The organism is Kitasatospora sp. MAP12-44 (assembly GCF_029892095.1).
Taxonomy (GTDB): Bacteria; Actinomycetota; Actinomycetes; order Streptomycetales; family Streptomycetaceae; genus Kitasatospora.
On sequence record NZ_JARZAE010000004.1, the window covers coordinates 8,311,442 to 8,330,137 of the forward strand.

Below are 18,696 nucleotides of genomic sequence, written 5' to 3' on the forward strand. Positions count from 1 at the left end.
ACCCGGAGCCGGTTCCCCCGCAATTCGCTTCTCGAAGGACATGCACGTGAACTTCCTGCATCGCGAGCGCACCGCGCTCGAAGCGTTCATGCCTGGGCTGGACCAGGCGCTCGCACGGTACCCGCTGGCGGAGTTGGAGTGCTCGCCCAGCCCGGCGATCCAGGCGTTCCGGGACGCCGGCGGCCCGGGGCTGCTGGTACCGGCGGTCAACGCCGGCTCGGGGGCGAGCGCGTTGCAGGCGGTCCGGGTGCAGCGCGCGGTGGGGGCCCGCTGCCCCTCGCTCGCGGTGGCCAGCACCATGCACCACTTCTCGATCGCGGGTCTGGTCGAGGCGGCCAAGTACGGCAGCGGTCTGGAGGGGCTGCTGCTGGAGGCCATCGCGAAGGAACGGATGCTGGTGGCCTCGGGGTTCGCCGAGGGCCGGGCCGGCCAGAACATCCTCGCGCCGCACATCACCGCCGAGCGGCGCGGCGACCGGATCGTGCTGAACGGCAGCAAGATGCCGTGCAGTCTCTCGCGCTCCATGGACCTGCTGACCGCCTCTGTGGTGCTGACCGGCGAGGACGGCGTGGACCGCCTCGCCGTCGCGCTGATCCCGGCGGCCACCCCGGGGATCGAGGTGCGGCCGTTCTGGGGAACCCCGATCCTGGCGGGCGCCGAGAGCGACGAAGTCGTGCTCACGGACGTCGAGTTGGACCCGCAGATGGTGGTGCCGACCGAGGTCACCGCCGACGCCGTTCCGGACGCGCTGAATGTGGCGGGGTTCCTCTGGTTCGAGGTGCTGCTGACGGCCGGCTACCTGGGGATGGCCAGCGCGCTCGTGGAGCGGACGCTGCGGCGCCGGGGCGGCGGGGAGGACGATCCGACCCCCTTCCTGATCGCGGTCGAGGCGGCGATGCTCGCGGTCGAGGCGGTCGCGCGCGCGATGGCAGACGAGGAGTGGAGCGACGCGCTGCTCGTCCAGGCACTGACCGCCCGCTATGCCGCGCAGGACGCGATCGCGCACACCACCAGGGCCTGCCTGGCGGCGCTGGGCGGGATGGCGTTCATCGGATCCCCGGAGGGCTCGTATCTGGCCGCGGCCGCCGTCGGCCTCACCTTCCACCCGCCGGCCCGCACCAGGATGGCCCGCCCGCTGCGGGACTTCCTGGACGGCCGCCCGCTGCGGATCGGGTGAGCGGGGTGGAGCCGGAGGCCGGCCAGGAGTACGGCTACCGCGTCGAAGTGCTGCGCAGCATCGAGGAGTTGCCGGGTGACCTCTGGGAACGACTCGTCCCGGCCGACGACCCGATGTGGTCCCGGGGCGTCTTCAGCGCGCTGGAGCAGGGCCGGGTCGGGCCCGACCGCTACGCCTACCTGGTGGTGCGTCGCGGCGGCGGCGAGGTGGTGGCCGTGCTGCCGCTGTGCCTGTTCCGTGACCTGCGACTCGACCGGGTCGTCGGTCCGCGTGAGCGGCGCCTGCTCGCACCGGTGCGCAGAGTCTTCCCCCGGCTGCTGCGGGTGCCGATGCTGTTCTGCGGCAACCTGCTGGGGCAGGGGCACGTCCTTGCGGCGGGCCCCCTCGGTGCGGAGGTCGGCCGGCTGCTGGTGGCAGCGGTGCTGGAGTTCGCGCGGCGCGAGCGGCTGGGCACGGTGGTGTTCAAGGACTTCGCCGCGGCCGATCTCGACCCCCTGCGTCCGGCACTGGCGGCCGCCGGATTCTTCCTCGTACCGAGCCTGCCCGATACCGAACTCCCGTTGGGAGAGCCCTCGTTCGAGGACTACCTGGCCGGCCTCCCGGCCAAGCCGCGGCGCAACGCGCGCAGCAAGATCCGCAAGTTCGAGGCCCGCAGCGAGCTGCGGATCGAGGTGCTGGACGAGTTCGGGCACCTGCTGCCTCAACTCCTGGCCCTCTACCGGCAGGTGATGGACCGGGCCGACCAGACGCTCGATCTGCTCGACGCCTCGTTCCTGGCCGCCGTGCAGGGTGGTGCCGGCCTGCGCCGGCGGCTGGTCGTCTGCTTCGAGGGGGAGCAGCCCGTCGCCTTCCTGCTCTGCCTCTTCGCGGGCTCGGGAGCGACCGGCGCCCGGATCGGCCTCGACTACCGGGTCGCCCACGAGGCGCGGCTCTACCACAACCTGCACTACGCGGCGATCCGGCTCGCGATGGCCACCGGCTGCCGCCACATCCGCTTCGCTCAGACCGCGTACCAGCCGAAGCTCGAACTGGGCTGCTCGCTGGTCGAGCAGTGGTACGCGATGACGCACGTCCGCCCGCTGCCGCGCGCCGTGCTGCGGCGGTTGCTTCCGCCGGCGCTGGCCGCCGCACGCGCCGAGGCCCTGGGCCCGAACGCCCCGCCACGCACGGCGGAGCCCGTCCCGCGAGCCGTGCCGCGACCCGTCGCACAGCCGCTTGAATGCCACGAAGAGAGGACCCGTCATGCCACGTGTTGAAGTGGATCTGAGCATCGCGGTGCCGCCCGAGGAGGCCTGGGCGGCGGTGGTGGACGTGCTGAAATATCCGGACTGCATGGAGAGCGTCGACTCGGTCGAGATCGTCGACCAGCCGGACGACACGCACCGCACCACCGCATGGGCGGTCCGGCTGAAGGGCTCGGTCCTGCAGTGGACCGAGACGGAGCTGATCGACCATGCGGCGCGTCGCTTCGACTTCGAGCAAGTCAGCGGCGACCTGGGGGAGTTCGTGGGCCACTGGGCGGTGCGGCCCGGGCCGGGGAGCGGCAGCACGGTATCGCTGCATGTCGACTTCGACATCGGCATCCCGCTGCTCGCGGAGATGCTCAACCCGGTGGCGGCCGACGCGCTGCGGGAGAGCGCCGCCCAGATGCTCGCGGCCCTCGAACAGCGGCTGCTCGAACAGCAGTCGCCCGAACAGCGCCCGCTCCAGCAGCGGTCGCCCGAGCAGGACTTGCTCGATCAGGCGGCCGTCCGGTGACGACCACGCAGAGCAGCGCTCCGGTCGTCGCCGACGCCCCGGATGCCGCCGAGGTCTTCGACCGGCTGCGCCGCCACCTCTCCCCGAAGCTCGCCCTGACCGGGAGCTTCGCCGGTCGCGGCGCCGTGGAGGCGTCCGCGGCGGGGGCCAGGGTGACGCTGTCCGACGGCCGTACCGTGCTCGACTTCGGCTCCTATGCGGTCACCCTGCTCGGGCACCGCCACCCGGCGGCGGTCGCGGCGGTCCGCCGACAGCTCGACGCCATGCCGACCTCCACCCGGAGCCTGGCGAATCCGGTCGCGGCCGAGGCGGCCGCCCGCCTCTCCGGCTACCTGGGCGACGTGCTGCCGAAGGTCTACTTCGGACTGAACGGCGCCGACGTGGTGGAGGTCGCCGTCAAGCTGGCGCGCCTCGCCACCGGCCGGCCCCGGGTGCTGGCGGTCCGCGGTGGCTTCCACGGCAAGTCGCTCGGAGCGCTCGCGCTGACCCACAACCCGCTCTACCGGGTCGGCCTGCTCGGTTGCGTGGCGGACGTCGTCCACATCGACCCGGACGACCCGGACGCGGTGCTGCGCGAGGTGGCCGGCGGCCAGGTGGCGGCGGTCGTCCTCGAACCGGTGCAGGGCGAGAACGGCGCCCTGCCGCTGGCCACCGACGTGCTGCGGCAGTGGTGCGAGGACGCCGCCCGGCACGGCAGCTTCGTGATCGCCGACGAGATCCAGTGCGGGCTTCGCCGGTGCGGCGAGCGCTCGGTCGCGCTCGCCGACGGCCTGCCGGTCGACGCGGTGCTGTTCGGCAAGCCGCTGGGCGGCGGCGTCGCCCCGCTGTCGGCGCTGCTGTGCTCGGAGCGGCTGTACGCCCCGCTGGCCGCCGACCCCTTCCTGCACTCGGCGACCTTCGGCGGCCACCCGCTGAGCTGCGCGGTGCTGCCCGCCGCGCTGGACGCGATCGAGGAACTGGCCGAGCACGGACGGGACTTGTCCCTCCAGCTGGACGGGGTGCTGGAGGGGATCCGGGAGCGGCATCCCAGCGTGGTGCGCGAGGTGCGCGGCCGCGGGCTGCTGCGCGGGATCGACTTCAGCACCCCGCAGGCCGCCGGTTCGGTGGTGGTCGAGCTGGCCGCCGAGGGCTTGCTGGTATCGCCCTGCCTGAGCCGCCCCACCACCGTACGCCTGCTGCCCCCGCTGATCAGCACGTCGGCCGACGTGGCGCAGGCGGCCGGGATCCTCGACGCCGCGATCGCGGTGGCCGAGCGCACCGTGCAGGCAGGCGGCGCCAGTTGACCCCACCCAGCACAGCTGTCGCCGAGCGCGGCGGAAGGAGCGACATGCCCACTCGCGAGGAACTGGCCCTGACGGTCCGGACGGTGATCTCGGACGTGCTCGGCACGGAGCCGGCCGAGGTGCACGAGAGGACCAGCCTGCTGGAGGACTACAGCATCGACAGTCTGGAACTCATGGAGATCGGGGCCCGGTTGGAGCGGCGGCTGGAACTGCGGATCGAGCTGCAGGATCTGACGACGGCTCAGAGTGTGGGCCACGCGATCGATCTGCTGCAGACCCGCCTGCTGCGGATCCGGACGGCGGGCAACGAGTGAGCGGCCGACCGAGCGGCCGAGTGAGTGACCGAGTAGGCGGCCGAGTGAGCGGCCGCCACCCCTCGGGCGGACACCGCGTCGCCGTCACCGGCATCGGCGTCAAGTGCCCGGCGGGCAACGGGCTCGAGGCCGTGTTCGCGGCGCTGCTGGCTGCCAAGTCCACCGCGACCCGGGTCGACCGGCTGGTCGAGCAGGACCTGCCGGTGCACTTCGCCTGCCTGGTCCCGCCGTTCGACCTCGACGCCTACCTGACCCGCCGCGAGTCGCGCCAGGTCGACCGGACGACTCAGCTGCTGCTCTGCGCGGCGGCGGACGCGGTGGCCGGGGCCCAACTGCCCACCGGCCAGCCCGCCGAGCGGGTGGGGGTGCAGATCGGCACCGGGATCGGCGGACTGCCGAGCATGGAGGCCGTCACCCTGAGCCACGCCGCGCGGCCCCGGGACCTGCCAGTGCACACGGTCCCGCGGACCATGGCCAACTCGCCCGCCTGCCGCCTCGCCATGCGCTACGGGTTCCAGGGCTCCTGCACCACCTACTCCAGCGCCTGCGCCAGCGGAACCACTGCGCTGGGTGAGGCGGCCCGCAAGATCCGCTACGGCGAGCTCGACGTGGCGGTGGCCGGGGGCGTCGACTCGGCGCTCACCACGGTCGTGATGGGCTCCTTCGCCCGGATGCGGGCGATGTCCACCCGCAACGGCGCCCCCGCGCTGGCCAGCCGCCCCTTCGACGCCGAGCGGGACGGGTTCGTGATGGGGGAGGGGGCGGCCGTCCTGGTCCTGGAGCGCTGGGACGCGGCCCAGGCGCGCGGCGCCGTGATCCACGGTGAGATCGCCGGGTACGCGGACAACTGCGACGCCTTCCACATCGTCGCCCCGCACGAGGACGGCGAGGTCGCCGCGCGCTGCATGCGCCAGGCCATCGCCGACGCCGGACTCTCCGCCGCGGACATCGGCCACGTCAACGCGCACGGGACGTCGACGCTGCCGGGCGACCGCGCGGAGGCCCGGGCGATCTACCGCTGCTTCGACGGCCAGTCGCCGCCGGTCACCGCGGTCAAGGGCGTGACCGGCCACCTGATCGGCGGCTCCGGCGCGGTGGAGGCCGCGCTCGCGCTGCTCTGCGCCGCCCGCGGCGTGGTGCCGCCCGTCGCCAACCTCGCCAGCAGCCCGGAGGCCGATCTGGTGGACCTGGTCAGCGGCGCGCCGCGCGCCGTCCCGCCCGCCCACGTGCTGTCCAACTCCTTCGGCTTCGGTGGCCAGAACGCCTGCCTGGTCCTCGCCCCCGCGCCGTGAAACGCCCCGCGCAGTGAAACGCCCCGCGCAGTGAAACGCCCCCGCACAGTGAAAACCGAACCAGTCAGCGACGGAGACCAAGCCATGCGAGTCCTTCTCACGGGTGCGACCGGTGTGATCGGCAGCGAGCTCGTGCAGCGGCTGCGCAGCGCGGCCCGCGAGCACGGCGGCCGGCACGACCACACCCTCGTCCGGGTGGCCCGGCGGGCCGAGGACGAGTCCCTGGTGCGCTGGAGGATCGGCGCCGAGCCGCCGCCCGCCGCCCTGGCCGGCCACTGGGACGTGATCGTGCACGCGGCGGCCAGCACCCGCTGGACCCTCGCACGGGACGAGGCGGTCGCCGCGAACATCGACCCGCTGCGCGCCGTCCTCGCCCTCGCGGACCGCGACACCCACCTCGTCCAGGTCTCGACCGCCTACGTCGGCGGCGTCCGCAACCCCGAAGACCTGCGCGGCGCCGAGTTCGAGGGGTACCGCAACGGCTACGAGTGGTCGAAGGCGAAGTGCGAGGAGCTCGCCCGCGAGGAGCACCCCGGCCCGCTGACGCTGGTCCGCCCGCCGCTGGTGGTCGGGCGGCGGGGCAGCGGCGCGATCGCCCGCTTCTCCGGCCCCTACACGCTGCTCCAGGCGCTGGTCTCCGGACTTGCCGCCGTGGTGGTCGGCGATCCGGCGGGCTACGCCGAGATCAGCCCGGTGGACGAGGTCGCGACGGTGCTCGCAGCCGCCGTACTCTGCCCGCCTCCGTCGCGCCCGCGCACCGAGGTGCTGGCGGGCGGTCGCGGCAGCCTGACCCTCGACGAACTGCTCGACGTCGTCTGCACGACCCTCAACGAGTGCCGCACCGCCCAGGGCGTCGCCCCCATCGAGCGGCCGCCGCTGGTCTCGGGCGACAGCTGGGACCGCTTCTTCCGGCCGCTCGCCGACCAGTACCTCTCGCCCATCCAGAGCCAGGCCGTGAAGCTGCTCGCCATGTTCCAGAGCTACACCAGCATGAGCGAGCCCTTCGAGCCCACCTGGACGGTCGAGGACCCGGCGGCGGTGATGGCGGCTTCCGTCCGCTACTGGGCCGCGACCAGACCCCGCCTGGCGCTGGCCCGCCCCGAGCCGTGGACCCTGCTGGCCAAGGTCGGCTGCTGAGCGGCGAGACAGCCGTGCGCGCAGTACGGGCGAGGGCGAAACCCTGCCGGTGTGGCGGGTGGTCGTGCGGGTACGCGAGCTGGGGGAAGCGGTGGGAGAGCCTCGCGAAGGAGTGATGGGCGATGACCGGTAGGGAACCGGTCGAGGTGACCGACCTCGACCGCTATGGCAATCCGGCGCTGCCGTGGGGCAGAGCCGACGACGCGCTCCGGGTCTCCATGCCGAGCCCGGCTGTCACGTCCTTCCTCGGGACGGTCCGCCCGGACGGCCGCCCGTGCGCCGCGGGCATCGGGGCGGCGTGGCTCGACGGCGACCTGTACTTCACCAGCAGCCCTGACGCGCGCAAGGCCCGCAACCTGGCGGCGAACCCGGCCTGCACCTTCTCGGCAAAGCTGGAGGGCATCGACCTCGTGGCCGAGGGCGAGGCCGCGCGGGTGACCGACGAGGAGACGTTGAAGAGGCTCGCGGCCGTCTATCAGGCGGCGGGGTGGCCCGCCGAGGTGGAGGGTGCCGCCTTCACCGCGCCGTTCAACGCTCCCAGCGCCGGTCCGCCGCCATGGGAGCTGTACCGGATGCGGATCAGGACCGTCTTCGGCGTCGCCACCGCCGAACCCTACGGCGCGACCCGGTGGCGGTTCGAGGACTGAGGTTCGCCGGCTGAGCAGCGCCGCGGGCCCCGCAGGTCCCGCGGCGCTGCTGCCAGGGTGGGCGGGGGTGATCAGTGCCCGTTCAGGCTCTCGCCCAGCGCGGCGGTCAGGCTGCCGTCGCTGGTGTCGCCGTCCATCGACCAGACGAAGGTGCCGCGCAGGTCCTTGGCGCGGATGTACTGGCCCTTGATCCAGACCGAGGCCGGGTCGTCGTAGGTCGAGAAGACACCGCCGGCGGGGTCGTACTTGTAGGGCTCGGCGGCCAGCGGGTCCCAGTAGGTCTCGCCGGGGGCGGTGACCACCTGGTTGTAGTCCGGGGTGCCGGGCACGCCCGCGGCGGCGGGCTGGAAGAGCCCATCGCCGTTCGGGCCGGGGGCGACGCCGCTCCACTCGTGGGCGTAGTAGGGGATGGCCAGGCCGATCTGCTCGGGGCGCACGCCCTGCTGCTCGTAGTACTGGACCGCCTGGTCGACGCTGTACCGGTCGTTGGCCGGGTTCGGGTCGCGCGGGTCCTGGAACAGCGCGGAGGAGAGGTCGGTGGGCCCGGTCGCCTCCCAGCCGCCGTGGTAGTCGAAGGTCATCACATTGAACCAGTCGACCACCTTGGCGACCTTGCCCAGCTCCAGCTTGGCGGCGTAGGCCGGGTTGGCGGAGGTGTTGGCGGTGAGCAGGTAGTGCGTGCCGTCGGCCTGGCCGGCCTGGGTCTCCTGCTGGCGGAACTCCTGCATCAGCGCCGTGTAGTCCGGGGTGTCCTGCGGGCCGTACGGGTTGCCGTTGCCCGGCTCGCCCGGGTACTCCCAGTCGACCGCGAAGCCGTCGAAGATGCCGGCGGCGGCTCCCGCCGGCAGGCCGGGGAGGTCGCCCTTGAGGTACTGGTCCACACAGGAGGCGACGAAATTCTGCCGGCCGGCCGCGGTTGCGGCGAGCTGGGAGAACCGCCCCGACCAGGACCAGCCGCCGATCGACATCACGATCTTCAACTTGGGGTATTTCGCCTTGAGTTCGCGCAGCTGGTTGAAGTTGCCGAGCAGCGCCTGGCCGGCCTGGTCGGCCTGCCCGTCGACCGACTCGGTGGCCGAGAACGGGCGCTGGTAGTCGGCCCAGCTGTCGCCGCTGCCGCACAGGCCGCCTGCCGTGACGTCGCTGAACCCGTAGTCCAGTTCGGTGAGGTGGTTGATCTCACCGGTGCTGATCAGGTTCTTCTCCATGAAGCCGGAGTAGATGCCCCACTGGGTGAAGTAGCCGGTCAGTTCCTTCTGGCCGCCGTCCCGGTGCGCCGGCGCGGCACCGGCGGGGGCCGCGCCCAGCAGGGCGAAGGCACAGGTGGCGGCCGCAGCGGTGGCGGCTGCTCTGCGGACGGCGGTGCGGCGGACGGCGGTGCGGCGGATCGCTGGCAATGGACTCTCCTCGGCGGGCGCCGCGAGCGGGAGCGGCGGTGGGGGACGCGGGAGGTGCAGGGAGGGCGTGACGAAGGGCATGACGAAGCTATTGGCATAGACCAATGAGAGGGAAGGTATAGTCCGCCGCCCGCCGGGTCAATGACGAAGGCGGCCTTCCGCTGCCGGCGTCCGGGGCGGACAATCGCACGGCCGACCACGCGGTCGTGCGATTGTCCCGCTTCCCCGCCCCAGGAGGATCCCCGTGCGCATCCCCGCCTTACGCCCGCCACGTGCCGCCAAGGCCGTCGTTGCCGTCGCCGCCGCACTGGCGGCCGCGACCGGCGCGCTGCTCGCCGCGCCCACCCCCGCGTCCGCGCAGCCGACTTCGTCGTCCAGCGCCTTCAACAGCCTGACGGGGCAGAGCCACCCCGGCTGGATGGGCCAGGTGCCGGACGGGACGAGCCTGGGGGCCATGTCCATCCCCGGGACGCACGACACGCTCGCCATCCACGGCGGTCTGGCCCCCTGGGCGTACGAGGCGCAGGAGGACCACGGCGACAGCGCCGCGACCCTCGCCGCGCAGCTGGACGCCGGGATCCGCGCGATCGACATCCGGGTGCGGGTGATCGGCGGCGCGTTCGTCATCCACCACACCGACGTCTACCAGAACGCGAACTTCGACGATGTGCTGACGCACGCGCAGGCCTTCCTGAGCGCGAATCCCAGCGAGACGATCATGATGGACCTGCACGGCGAGTGCGACGCCGACACCACCGAGGGCGGCAGCGGGACGGCCTCCATCGGCCACTGCGCCGACGATCCGTCGAACACCACCCAGGCGGATCGGATCGCCGTCTTCAATGGCTATCTGGCCCGCTACCCGGGGCTGTTCTACGCGCCCACGGTCACCGGCAGCGGCACCGCCGCCGTGCCGACGCTGGGCCAGGTGCGCGGTCACATCGTGCTGACCGACTTCACCGGCCCGGTCGGCGAGATCTACCCGGGCTTCGGCCTGACCCAGCTGACCGGCGGCGGCCCGGGTGGCACGGTGGAGAACGACTGGACGCAGTGCGACCTCGGCAAGAAGTGGAACGAGGCGCAGACCAACCTCGCGAACGCCGCAGCCGACCGGACCGGCGCCCTCTACGTCACCTACACCTCGGCCAACTGCGCGCCGTTTGGCGCCGATCCGGCCGACATGGCGGGCGGCTACCTGGGTGGCGAGGGCGAGAACCAGCACCTGCTCGACTACCTCGACGCGGGCGGCGCGGGCAAGACCGGCGTGCTGCGGATGGACTACCCGGGCTGGGCGGTGATCGCGGGCCTGATCGACCGCAACCCGGGCATCTGGCGGACCGGCCAGGTCAGTTCGGGCATCCCCGGCAAATGCCTGGACGACTACGGCGACTCGGCCGCCAACGGCGCCGCGGTCGACCTGTACTCCTGCAACGGCACCGCTGCCCAGCAGTGGCGTCCGGCCACCGACGGCACGCTGCGGATCAACGGCCAGTGCCTGGACGTCACCGGTGGAAGTACCAGCCAGGGCACCGCGGTCGAGCTGTGGCCGTGCAACGGCGGCGCGAACCAGGAGTGGAGCGCGAACGCGAACGGCGCGCTGGTGAGCGCGCAGTCCGGGATGTGCCTGGACGACCCGTCCTCCACCACGGTGGACGGAACCCGGTTGCAGATCTGGTCCTGCAACGGCACCGGCGCCCAGCGGTGGGCGCTGCCGTAACCCGCCGTCGAGGCAGGGCGGGCTCAGACGGCCACCCGCCACCCCTGGACGGGGACGGCTTCGCGCAGCGCCCGGGTGTACTCCTGCGCCGGATCGTCCAGGACCCGCGCGCAGTCCCCCTGCTCGACCACCTGCCCGCGTCGCAACACGAGGACGGTGTCGCACAACTGCCGGACCACCGCGAGGTCGTGGGAGATCAGCAGGTAGGCGAGTCCGGTCTGCGCGCGGATGTCCGCGAGCAGGTTGAGGATCTGCGCCTGGATGGAGACGTCCAGCGCGGAGACTGCCTCGTCCAGTACCAGCACGCGCGGCCCGGCGGCCAACGCGCGGGCGATCGCGACGCGTTGGCGCTGTCCGCCGGACAGGTCGCGGGGGCGCGCCAGCGCCTGACGCATCGTCAGGCCGACCTGGTCGACCAACTCGTCCAGGCGCGCCGCCCGTTCCACCGCGGTGCGGCCGCCGTGATGGCGCAGGACTTCGTCGACGGCCGCCCGGACGCTCTGCTGCGGGTCCAGCGAGGTGTACGGGTCCTGGAAGACGATCTGCAACTCCTTGGCCCTGGCCCCCCGTTCGGCGCTCCCGCGGGCCGGGCGGCTGCGGTCGCGGCCGAGGACGGCGATGCTGCCGCTGGTCGGGCACTCCAGCCCGACCAGCATCCGGGCGATCGTGGTCTTGCCCGACCCGGACTCGCCCACGATGCCGAGCGAGCCGCCCGCCGGGATGTCGAAGCTGACGTCGGCGACCGCGTGGTGGCCCTTGAAGAACTTGTTGAGCTCTCGCACTTCCACCGCGTTCACGCCGTGGCCTCCTTGCTCGTTCGTATCGCGTGGATCTCCTCGACCCGGGCGCAGCGCACCAGTCCGCCGTCGAAGGGTGCGAGCGCCGGTGGCTCGCTCTCGCAGGCCGGGGTGGCGAACGCGCAGCGCGGCGCGAACGCGCACCCGGGCCCGGCCTCGAAGGCGGAGACGGGTCGGCCGGGGATGGCCGTGAGGCGCTCCGCCCGCGCGTCGATCGCCGGGCGTGAGCCCAGCAGCCCGAGGGTGTAGGGGTGGGCGGCGCGCTCGTGCAGGCTGTCGGCGTCGCGGAGTTCGACGATCCGCCCCGCGTACATGACCGCGACCTTGCCGCAGACCGCCAGGGCGAGGTCCAGGTCGTGGGTGATGAAGACCATGCCCATGCCCCGCTCCCGGCGCAGCCGGTCGAGGATGGCGACGACCTCGCGTTGGATGGTGACGTCCAGGGCCGTCGTCGGCTCGTCGGCCAGGATCAGCCGGGGTTCGGCGAGCAGCACGGAGGCGATCATCACGCGTTGCAGCATGCCGCCGGAGACCTCGTGCGGATACTGGCGCAGCCGGCGGGCGGGGTCGTCGAGGCCGACCTCGGCCAGCACCGCCTCCGCCCGGGCCAGCGCCTCGGCTCGGCCCAGGCCGCGGTTGTGCCGCAGGGCCTCGGTCAGGAACGCGCCGATCCTGGTGGTCGGATTGATGTGGGCGCGCGGGTCCTGGAAGATCAGGCCCACGCCGCCGTCGCGGTAGGCGCGCAGCGCGGAGGCGTCCATCGCGCCGACGTCCTGGCCTTCGAAGCGGATCGCGCCGTGGGCGGTCGCCGCGGGTGGCAGCAGCCGGGTGATCGCGCGGACGGTCATCGACTTCCCCGAGCCCGACTCGCCGACCAGGCCCAGCGCCTCGCCGGGTGCAAGGGTCAGGTCGAGGCCGGCCAGCAAGGCCCGCGAGCCGCCGTCCTCGGTGGCGAAGTCGACTGTCAGGCCTGACAGTTCGAGCAGTGGAACGGGTACGGCGGTCATGCGGCGGCTCCCACAGCAGTGCGGTCCGTCGAGGCAGAGTCCGCCGGGGCGGCGGCCCGCTTACGGCGCTTCAGGTAGCCCGGCGGCTTGTCCCCGCTGATCCGTGCGCCGAGGACGGTCAGCGCGAGCACGGTGAGGACGATCAGCACGCCGGGCGCGGCGACCGGCAGCCAGTAGCCCTTGAGCAGCGCGTCGCTGTCGCTGACCATGACGCCCCAGTCGGGTGTCGGCGCCTGGACGGCCAGTCCCAGATAGGAGAGCGAGGCCAGGTCGAGCAGTGCGTAGCCGAAGGCGATGGTGGCCTGGCCGACCACGACCGGTGCGATGTTGCGCAGGATGTGGCGGACGGTGATCCGCAGCACGCCGAAGCCCTGCACCGCGAGCGCGTCGACATACGGGCTGACCCGCTGCTGACGCGCCGCCGCCCGCACGATCCGGGCCAGGAACGGCACATAGGCGACCGACAGCGCCGCCACCGCGGGTGTGAGGCCGGGGCCGAACAGCGCGACCGTCAGCACCGCGAGCAGCAGCCCGGGCAGCGCGTAGACGAGGTCGAAGACCCGCGCCACCACCGCGTCCACCCAGCCACCGTACCAACTGGCCGCCAGCGCAAGGGGGATGCCGACCAGCAGCGAGACCACGACGACCAGCGCCGGGCCGAGCAGGCTGGTCCGCGCACCGAACACGAGCCGGCTGAGGATGTCGCGCCCGATCCCGTCGGCGCCCAGCGGGTGCGCGCCCGACGGACCGCTGTACGCGTCCAGCAGGCTGCCCTGGTTGGGGTCGTGCGGGGCGAGCAGCGGTGCGGCGATCGCCACCACCAGGACCACCAGCAGCAGAACGGCCGAGGCGGTCCCGGAGCGGCCCAGTCGCCTGGCCGCCTTGAGCAGTGTCTCCTTCACGACGTGCTCCCTGTCTCGCGCAGGCGCGGGTCGACGACGGCTTGGATCAGATCGCTCGCCGCGTTGCACAGCACGAACGCGCCGACCAGCAGCAGAGCCACCGCCTGGACCACCGGGAAGTCCTTCTGCGCGACCGACTGGATCGTCAACTGCCCGATCCCGGGCACCGCGAAGGCCGATTCGACCACCAGCGTCGAGGCGAAGGCTCCTGCGGTGAGCAGGCCCACCGCCGTCACGATCGGTGCCAGCGCGTTGCGCAGCACATGGCTGCGGAGCACCACCAGCCGGGGCAGGCCGCGCACCAGCGCGGTCTGGACGTGCTCGCGGTCCAGCTGCTCGCGGACCGCGTTGCGGGTCACCCGGCCCAGGAAGCCGCAGGAGAGCACCGCCATGGCGCAGGCCGGCAGGACCAGCCCGTCGATCCTGCCGCCCAGGCCACTGCCCAGCCCCGAGGCCGGGAACCAGCCCATCCGCACCGCGAAGACCGAGATCAGCAGTGTCGAGGCGACGAACGGCGGGACGGTGACGGACACCGAGGTCAGGGCGCTGACCGCGGCGTCCACCCGGCCGGGCAGCAGTGCGGCGGCCAGGCCCATGGCCAGTCCCACGACGACGACCAGCACCATCGTCATCAGCACCAGCAGCACGGTGGTGCCGAGCCCCGAGCTGATCCGGTCCGCGACCGGCTGGCCGGTGACCATCGAGGTGCCGAGGTCGCCGTGCAGCACGCCGGTCAGCCAGTCCCAGTAGCGGACCGGCAGCGGCTGGTCCAGGTGCAGCCGGTGCCGGGCGGCCGCCCGTACGGCGGCGGTGGGCATCCGGTTGCCGAAGAGCACGTTCTCGGGGCTGCCGGGTGCGAGGTAGAGGCTGCCGAAGATCACCAGGCTCGACAGCAGCAGCGTCGTGGCCAACCCGCCCAGGCGGCGCAGCAGCAGGCGCCCCATCAGGGTGCCCCCACTGCGGTGGCCCAGGCGTTGTCCATGTAGGAGAAGGTCAGCGGCGCGCCGGTGACCGCCTTGTTCTGGAACAGCAGCGCCCGCGGCTGGACGATCGGGATCCAGGGCAGGTCCTGGCCGAGGATCGCCTGCGCCTTGAGCACCTGCGTGGCCCGCGCCACCGGGTCGGCGGTGGCCTGCGCGGCGTCGAGCGCGGCCTGCACGGCGGGGTTGGCGTAGCCGTTGAAGTTCTGCACGCCGGTGGCTGTGGCGTAGCTCGCGTACATGCTCGCGGCCTCGGGGAACTCCAGGTAGTTGATCGTCAGGAAGCCGTCGTAGGCGGCCCGGGCCTTGGGGTCGGTGAACAGGCTGCCGTACTGCTGGTCCGGCAGGCCGACGATCTTGATGTTCAGGCCGATCGACTGGCCGGTCTGCTGCAGCACCTGGGCGAGTTGGGCCTGGGAGGGCGTACCGGCCGCGTAGGCGAGGGTGACCGGCTTTCCGGTCGCGCCCGCCTGCTGCACCAGCTTGGTGGCGCCGGCCAGGTCCGGAGCCTTGGCCAACTGGTCGTAGGCCGCCTGGTAGCTGGAGGTCGCCGGACCGTTCAGCCAGAAGCCTGGGCCGGCCACGGCGTAGAGCGGGTCGGCCGCGCCGGCGTAGATCGCCTTGGCGATGCCCGCGCGGTCGATGGCCATGCTCAGCGCCTGCCGGGTGCGGGCGTCGGCGAGGCCGCCGGTGAGGCTGGAGACGGCCAGGTCGACGTTCTGCGTGGTGGAACCCGCGCCGCCGATGTAGAGCTTGCCGGCCGCCGCCTTGCTCAGCTGGGCGATGGTCGAGCTCTGCAGGTCGAAGGCGCCCTGCAGCGAGCCGGAGGAGAGCGCGTTGGCCAGCGCCGAGGGGTCGGAGAGGAACTTGAAGGTGACCGTGTCCGCCTTGCCGGCGTGGCTCGGATCCCAGTAGGCCGGATTCTTCTTCAGCACCAGCTGGTTGGTGCCGTCGAAGGACTGCACCGCGTACGGGCCGGAGCAGACGACGCCGGTGTCCGCGTTGCCGAAGTTGGCGCCCGCCTTGACCGCGAAGGCCTTCTCGACCACCGCCGCGCCGAGGATGCCGAGGTTGCGCACGAAGATGTAGTCCGGCTTGGTCAGAGCGATCGTCACCTGCGCCGGGCCGGTGGCCGTGATGGTGTCGACGTCGTTGTAGGAGTCGGCGTAGTTGCTGGCCACCGCCGGGTCCAGGTTGCGGGCCAGGCTGTAGACCACGTCGTCGGCGGTGACCGGCTTGCCGTCGCTGAATGTGGCGCGCGGGTCGATCTGCACCACGACGTGCTTGGGGTCGGGCTGGGACCAGGAGGCGGCGACGCCCGGATGCATCGAGTAGTCGGCCGCCACCCGGATCAGCGGTTCGCACACATTGCCGAGGATGGTCTCCTCGGGGTAGTCGGCGGTCTTGACCGGGTCCTCGGAGTACGGCGCGCGGTAGTCGCCGGACCAGGCCAGGTCGGCCAGCTTCCCGGTGCCCGGCGCGGTGGTCACCTGCGCGGTCGAGAAGTTGCTGGCGGCGCCCGCCTTCTGAGCGGTGGTGCCCGGGCCGCACGCGGCGGCCAGCAGGACCACGGCCGAACTGGAGACGACGGCACGCAGCAGTCTGGTGTTCACTTCGGATCTCCTCGTTCTCGGCGCTCTCATGCGGAGGCTGCGGCGTGGACCAGTTCGCCCTGGACGTAGGTGCGCAGCACCCGGGTCTCGGCGATGGCCTGGTTCGGGCCGTCGAAGGGGTTGCGGTCGAGCACGACCAGGTCGGCGAGTTTGCCGCTCTCGACCGAGCCGGTCAGCGCGTCGAGGTGGTTCACCCGCGCGGTCCCGGCCGTGTAGGCGGCGAGTGCGGAGCCGAGGTCGATCCGCTCCTCGGGGCCGAACACCCGGTTGGGCTCCTCCTCACCGGTGCGGTTGACGGCGACGTGGACGCCGGCCAGCACGTCGGGCGTGCTGACGGACCAGTCGCTGCCGGCGGCGAGCATCGCGCCGGAGCGCAGCAGCGAGCCGAACGGGTACTGCCAGCCGGAGCGGCGCTCGCCCAGGAACGGGATGGTGAGCTCGTCCATCTGCGGCTCGTGGCAGGCCCACAGCGGCTGCATATTGGCGGTCGCGCCGAGGGTGCGGAAGCGGGCGATGTCGTCGGGGTGGACCACCTGGAGGTGCGCGAGGTGGTGGCGGTTGCCGCGGTCTCCGTTGCGGCGCAGCGCCTCCTCGACGGCGTCGAGCGCCTGGCGCACGGCACGGTCGCCCAGCGCGTGGAAGTGCACCTGGAAGCCGGCCGCGTCGAGCTCGGCGACGTAGCCGCCCAGCTTCGCGGGGTCGACGAAGTCCAGGCCCGAGTTGCCCGACGAGCAGCCGCAGCCGTCCAGGTAGGGCTCCAGCATGGCGGCGGTGTGGTTCTCGGCGACGCCGTCGAGCATGATCTTGACGGTGCCGGCGCGGAACCGCTCGCCGCCCCGCTCGGCTTCGGCGCGGCGCTCCTGGAACCCGGCCAGCTGCTCCAGGCCGCCCTCGCGGTCCCACCACAGCGCCGCGCGCACCCGTGCGGTCAGGGTGCCCTCGCGGTCGGCGCGCAGGTAGGCGCCGTAGACGTCGCCGGGTCCGAAGGCCGCACCGACGGCGGCGTCCTGCCAGCCGGTGATGCCGAAGGAGTGCAGATAGGCCTGGCCGGCCAGCAGTCCCTTGTAGCGCTCCTCCTCGGAGGTGGCGGGGATGTGCCGGGTGACCAGCTCGGCGGCACCCTCCTGGAGCATGCCGGTCGGGTGGCCGTCGGCGTCCCGCTCGATCCGGCCGTCGGCCGGGTCGGGGGTGCCGGCGTCGATGCCGGCGATCTCCAGGGCGCGGCTGTTGGCCCACAGGCCGTGGCCGTCGCGGTTGGGCAGGGCGACCGGGCGGTCGCGGACGGCGGCGATTCCGTCCAGCAGCGAGCGGTGCGGGGTGCCGCCGGGGAAGGCCTCCATGCTCCAGCCGCCGCCGGTGATCCAGGCGGCGTCGGGGCGGGTGGCGGCGTACTCGGCGATGGCGGCGACGTACTCCTCGGCGGTGTGCAGCTCGTGCAGGTCGCAGGTGCGCAGCGTGGTGCCGGCCAGCACCGGGTGGACGTGCGCGTCCTGGAACCCGGGCAGCAGCAGGCGGCCGGCCAGGTCGACGACCTCGGTGCCGGGCCCGATCAGCGGGCGGACGTCGGCGTCCTGGCCGACGGTGACGATGCGTCCGTCGCGGACGGCGACGGCGCCGGCCCAGGAGCGCGCCGGGTCGACGGTATAGACCGGGCCGCCGAGAAAGACCAGGTCTGCGGGGTGGTGATCACGATGCACGGGCGCTCCAGAGCATGGGGGAAGCTCGCTGCCGGCCGAGGGTGGGGGAGGACCGGGGGCGGCGCTGCCGGATGTGTGGAGTAGCAAAGCCTCTGACAATGCTGATGTCAATGCCATTGACAGCAGTGCGCAGTTACGATCGGATGAAGCGCCCCCACTGCGGGGGCAGTGATCCCGAGCGACCCTCGAACGGCGATGAGGAGAGACCCGCGTGGAGGCCCGAGTGGCACGGCAGGCAGAGCAGCCGGCGTCGAAGCAGCAGACGTCGAAGCAGCGGGTGGTGCTCACACGTGAGTCGATCCTGGAGGCCGCGCTGCGGCTCTGCTCCCCCGAGGGGGGCGGCCAGCTCACCTTCAGCCGCCTGGGCAGGGAACTGGGCGCGGACCCGACCGCGGTCTACCGGCACTTCCGCGACAAGGACGAACTCGTCCTCGCCCTCACCGAACTGACGGTCGCCGAGGGCGCCGAGCTGGCCCGCGCCGCCCTGCCCGACGGCCCGTCGGACGACTGGCGCAGCTGGCTCACCGTCACCGCCGAGAGCATCCGCACGAGTTATCTGGCCCGACCCGTGGTCGCCGTGCTCGCGGCGGCCCGCACCACCGCCGGCCCCGCCGAGACCGGCGGGCTCGAACTGCTCATCGCGGCGCTGCACCGGGCCGGCCTGCCGGTGGTCGAGGCGGCCGAGTACTCCCGCCAACTCGTGGATCTCACGCTGGCGATGACGCAGTACTCGGCCGCGTTCTCGTCACTCGACCCGGCGACCCAGGCCAAGGACGAGGCGGCCTGGGCGATCAAGTACGCCACGCTGCCCGAGGCCGAGTTCCCGCTGCTGCGCCAGAGCGCGCAGCGGCTGACGGAACTGTTCCGGGACGACGCCGAGGTGTTCCGGATGATCCTGGCGACCTTCCTGGACGGCATCGCCGTGCGGATCGAGAGCGCTCAGGCCGAGCGTGTTCAGGCCGGGCGCGAGGCCTGAGC

General features: G+C 72.8%; 17 protein-coding genes. 10 read left to right on the forward strand and 7 right to left on the reverse strand.

Going from position 1 to position 18,696, the window contains the following annotated elements:
* The first annotated feature begins 40 nt into the window (after positions 1 to 40).
* The 8 genes from P3T34_RS37370 (at position 41) to P3T34_RS37405 (ending at position 7,608) form a co-directional block, all read left to right on the forward strand.
* Positions 41 to 1,177: an acyl-CoA dehydrogenase family protein gene (locus tag P3T34_RS37370; RefSeq protein ID WP_348534735.1), complete on the forward strand. Its 1,137-nt coding sequence runs from the start codon at positions 41 to 43 to the stop codon at positions 1,175 to 1,177.
* A complete protein-coding gene (locus P3T34_RS37375; protein WP_280670912.1) occupies positions 1,174 to 2,433 on the forward strand; it encodes a GNAT family N-acetyltransferase in 1,260 nt (419 codons plus the stop codon). The genes P3T34_RS37370 and P3T34_RS37375 overlap by 4 nt, the downstream gene beginning before the upstream one ends.
* Positions 2,420 to 2,935, forward strand: coding sequence for an SRPBCC family protein (locus P3T34_RS37380; protein WP_280670914.1), 516 nt, complete (start codon positions 2,420 to 2,422; stop codon positions 2,933 to 2,935). Before P3T34_RS37375 ends, P3T34_RS37380 begins: the two co-directional genes overlap by 14 nt.
* The gene (locus P3T34_RS37385) at positions 2,932 to 4,218 is read left to right on the forward strand and encodes an aspartate aminotransferase family protein (RefSeq protein WP_280670916.1); all 1,287 of its coding nucleotides are present in this window, start codon (positions 2,932 to 2,934) and stop codon (positions 4,216 to 4,218) included. The genes P3T34_RS37380 and P3T34_RS37385 overlap by 4 nt, the downstream gene beginning before the upstream one ends.
* Before the next feature lie 44 nt (positions 4,219 to 4,262).
* Positions 4,263 to 4,532 (forward strand): acyl carrier protein, encoded by a 270-nt coding sequence (locus P3T34_RS37390; RefSeq protein ID WP_280670917.1) that lies wholly within the window; start codon positions 4,263 to 4,265, stop codon positions 4,530 to 4,532.
* A 44-nt stretch (positions 4,533 to 4,576) separates the two neighbouring features.
* Positions 4,577 to 5,824, forward strand: a complete 1,248-nt coding sequence (locus P3T34_RS37395) for a beta-ketoacyl-[acyl-carrier-protein] synthase family protein (RefSeq protein ID WP_280670919.1) — start codon at positions 4,577 to 4,579, stop codon at positions 5,822 to 5,824.
* An 84-nt stretch (positions 5,825 to 5,908) separates the two neighbouring features.
* The gene (locus P3T34_RS37400) at positions 5,909 to 6,961 is read left to right on the forward strand and encodes an SDR family oxidoreductase (RefSeq protein WP_280670921.1); all 1,053 of its coding nucleotides are present in this window, start codon (positions 5,909 to 5,911) and stop codon (positions 6,959 to 6,961) included.
* 122 nt (positions 6,962 to 7,083) lie between these two features.
* Positions 7,084 to 7,608 carry a pyridoxamine 5'-phosphate oxidase family protein gene (locus P3T34_RS37405; RefSeq protein WP_280670923.1) on the forward strand — a complete coding sequence of 175 codons (525 nt, stop codon included), beginning with the start codon at positions 7,084 to 7,086 and terminating at the stop codon, positions 7,606 to 7,608.
* A 71-nt stretch (positions 7,609 to 7,679) separates the two neighbouring features.
* On the opposite strand, the gene P3T34_RS37410 is transcribed toward P3T34_RS37405, so the two are convergent.
* A complete protein-coding gene (locus tag P3T34_RS37410; RefSeq protein WP_280670925.1) occupies positions 7,680 to 9,005 on the reverse strand; it encodes a glycoside hydrolase family 18 protein in 1,326 nt (441 codons plus the stop codon).
* A 244-nt stretch (positions 9,006 to 9,249) separates the two neighbouring features.
* On the opposite strand from P3T34_RS37410, the gene P3T34_RS37415 reads away from it, so the two are divergent.
* Positions 9,250 to 10,722: a phosphatidylinositol-specific phospholipase C domain-containing protein gene (locus P3T34_RS37415; protein ID WP_280670927.1), complete on the forward strand. Its 1,473-nt coding sequence runs from the start codon at positions 9,250 to 9,252 to the stop codon at positions 10,720 to 10,722.
* A gap of 23 nt (positions 10,723 to 10,745) precedes the next feature.
* On the opposite strand, the gene P3T34_RS37420 is transcribed toward P3T34_RS37415, so the two are convergent.
* Genes P3T34_RS37420 through P3T34_RS37445 form a run of 6 tightly spaced genes read right to left on the reverse strand, consistent with a single transcriptional unit; the run spans position 10,746 to position 17,718 of the window.
* A complete protein-coding gene (locus tag P3T34_RS37420) occupies positions 10,746 to 11,519 on the reverse strand; it encodes an ATP-binding cassette domain-containing protein (protein ID WP_280670929.1) in 774 nt (257 codons plus the stop codon).
* The gene (locus tag P3T34_RS37425; protein ID WP_280670931.1) at positions 11,516 to 12,526 is read right to left on the reverse strand and encodes an ABC transporter ATP-binding protein; all 1,011 of its coding nucleotides are present in this window, start codon (positions 12,524 to 12,526) and stop codon (positions 11,516 to 11,518) included. Before P3T34_RS37425 ends, P3T34_RS37420 begins: the two co-directional genes overlap by 4 nt.
* Positions 12,523 to 13,428 carry an ABC transporter permease gene (locus P3T34_RS37430; protein WP_280670932.1) on the reverse strand — a complete coding sequence of 302 codons (906 nt, stop codon included), beginning with the start codon at positions 13,426 to 13,428 and terminating at the stop codon, positions 12,523 to 12,525. The genes P3T34_RS37425 and P3T34_RS37430 overlap by 4 nt, the downstream gene beginning before the upstream one ends.
* Positions 13,425 to 14,372: an ABC transporter permease gene (locus P3T34_RS37435; RefSeq protein WP_280670934.1), complete on the reverse strand. Its 948-nt coding sequence runs from the start codon at positions 14,370 to 14,372 to the stop codon at positions 13,425 to 13,427. The genes P3T34_RS37430 and P3T34_RS37435 overlap by 4 nt, the downstream gene beginning before the upstream one ends.
* Positions 14,372 to 16,021, reverse strand: coding sequence for an ABC transporter substrate-binding protein (locus tag P3T34_RS37440; RefSeq protein ID WP_280670936.1), 1,650 nt, complete (start codon positions 16,019 to 16,021; stop codon positions 14,372 to 14,374). The genes P3T34_RS37435 and P3T34_RS37440 overlap by 1 nt, the downstream gene beginning before the upstream one ends.
* A 26-nt stretch (positions 16,022 to 16,047) precedes the next feature.
* Entirely contained in the window at positions 16,048 to 17,718 is a 1,671-nt protein-coding gene (locus P3T34_RS37445) for an amidohydrolase (RefSeq protein ID WP_280670938.1), read from the reverse strand.
* Positions 17,719 to 17,941: 223 nt separating this feature from the next.
* On the opposite strand from P3T34_RS37445, the gene P3T34_RS37450 reads away from it, so the two are divergent.
* On the forward strand, positions 17,942 to 18,694 hold the full coding sequence (locus tag P3T34_RS37450; RefSeq protein ID WP_280670940.1) for a TetR/AcrR family transcriptional regulator: 753 nt from the start codon (positions 17,942 to 17,944) through the stop codon (positions 18,692 to 18,694).
* Positions 18,695 to 18,696: the final 2 nt, after the last annotated feature.

What these genes read in the sequence shown, in the direction of transcription:
- P3T34_RS37390 (WP_280670917.1), top strand. Translation starts at nt 4,263, where the DNA reads ATGCCCACTCGCGAGGAACTGGCCCTGACGGTCCGGACGGTGATCTCG.
- P3T34_RS37435 (WP_280670934.1), bottom strand. Translation starts at nt 14,372, where the DNA reads ATGGGGCGCCTGCTGCTGCGCCGCCTGGGCGGGTTGGCCACGACGCTG.
- P3T34_RS37370 (WP_348534735.1), top strand. Translation starts at nt 41, where the DNA reads ATGCACGTGAACTTCCTGCATCGCGAGCGCACCGCGCTCGAAGCGTTC.
- P3T34_RS37425 (WP_280670931.1), bottom strand. Translation starts at nt 12,526, where the DNA reads ATGACCGCCGTACCCGTTCCACTGCTCGAACTGTCAGGCCTGACAGTC.
- P3T34_RS37380 (WP_280670914.1), top strand. Translation starts at nt 2,420, where the DNA reads ATGCCACGTGTTGAAGTGGATCTGAGCATCGCGGTGCCGCCCGAGGAG.
- P3T34_RS37400 (WP_280670921.1), top strand. Translation starts at nt 5,909, where the DNA reads ATGCGAGTCCTTCTCACGGGTGCGACCGGTGTGATCGGCAGCGAGCTC.
- P3T34_RS37405 (WP_280670923.1), top strand. Translation starts at nt 7,084, where the DNA reads ATGACCGGTAGGGAACCGGTCGAGGTGACCGACCTCGACCGCTATGGC.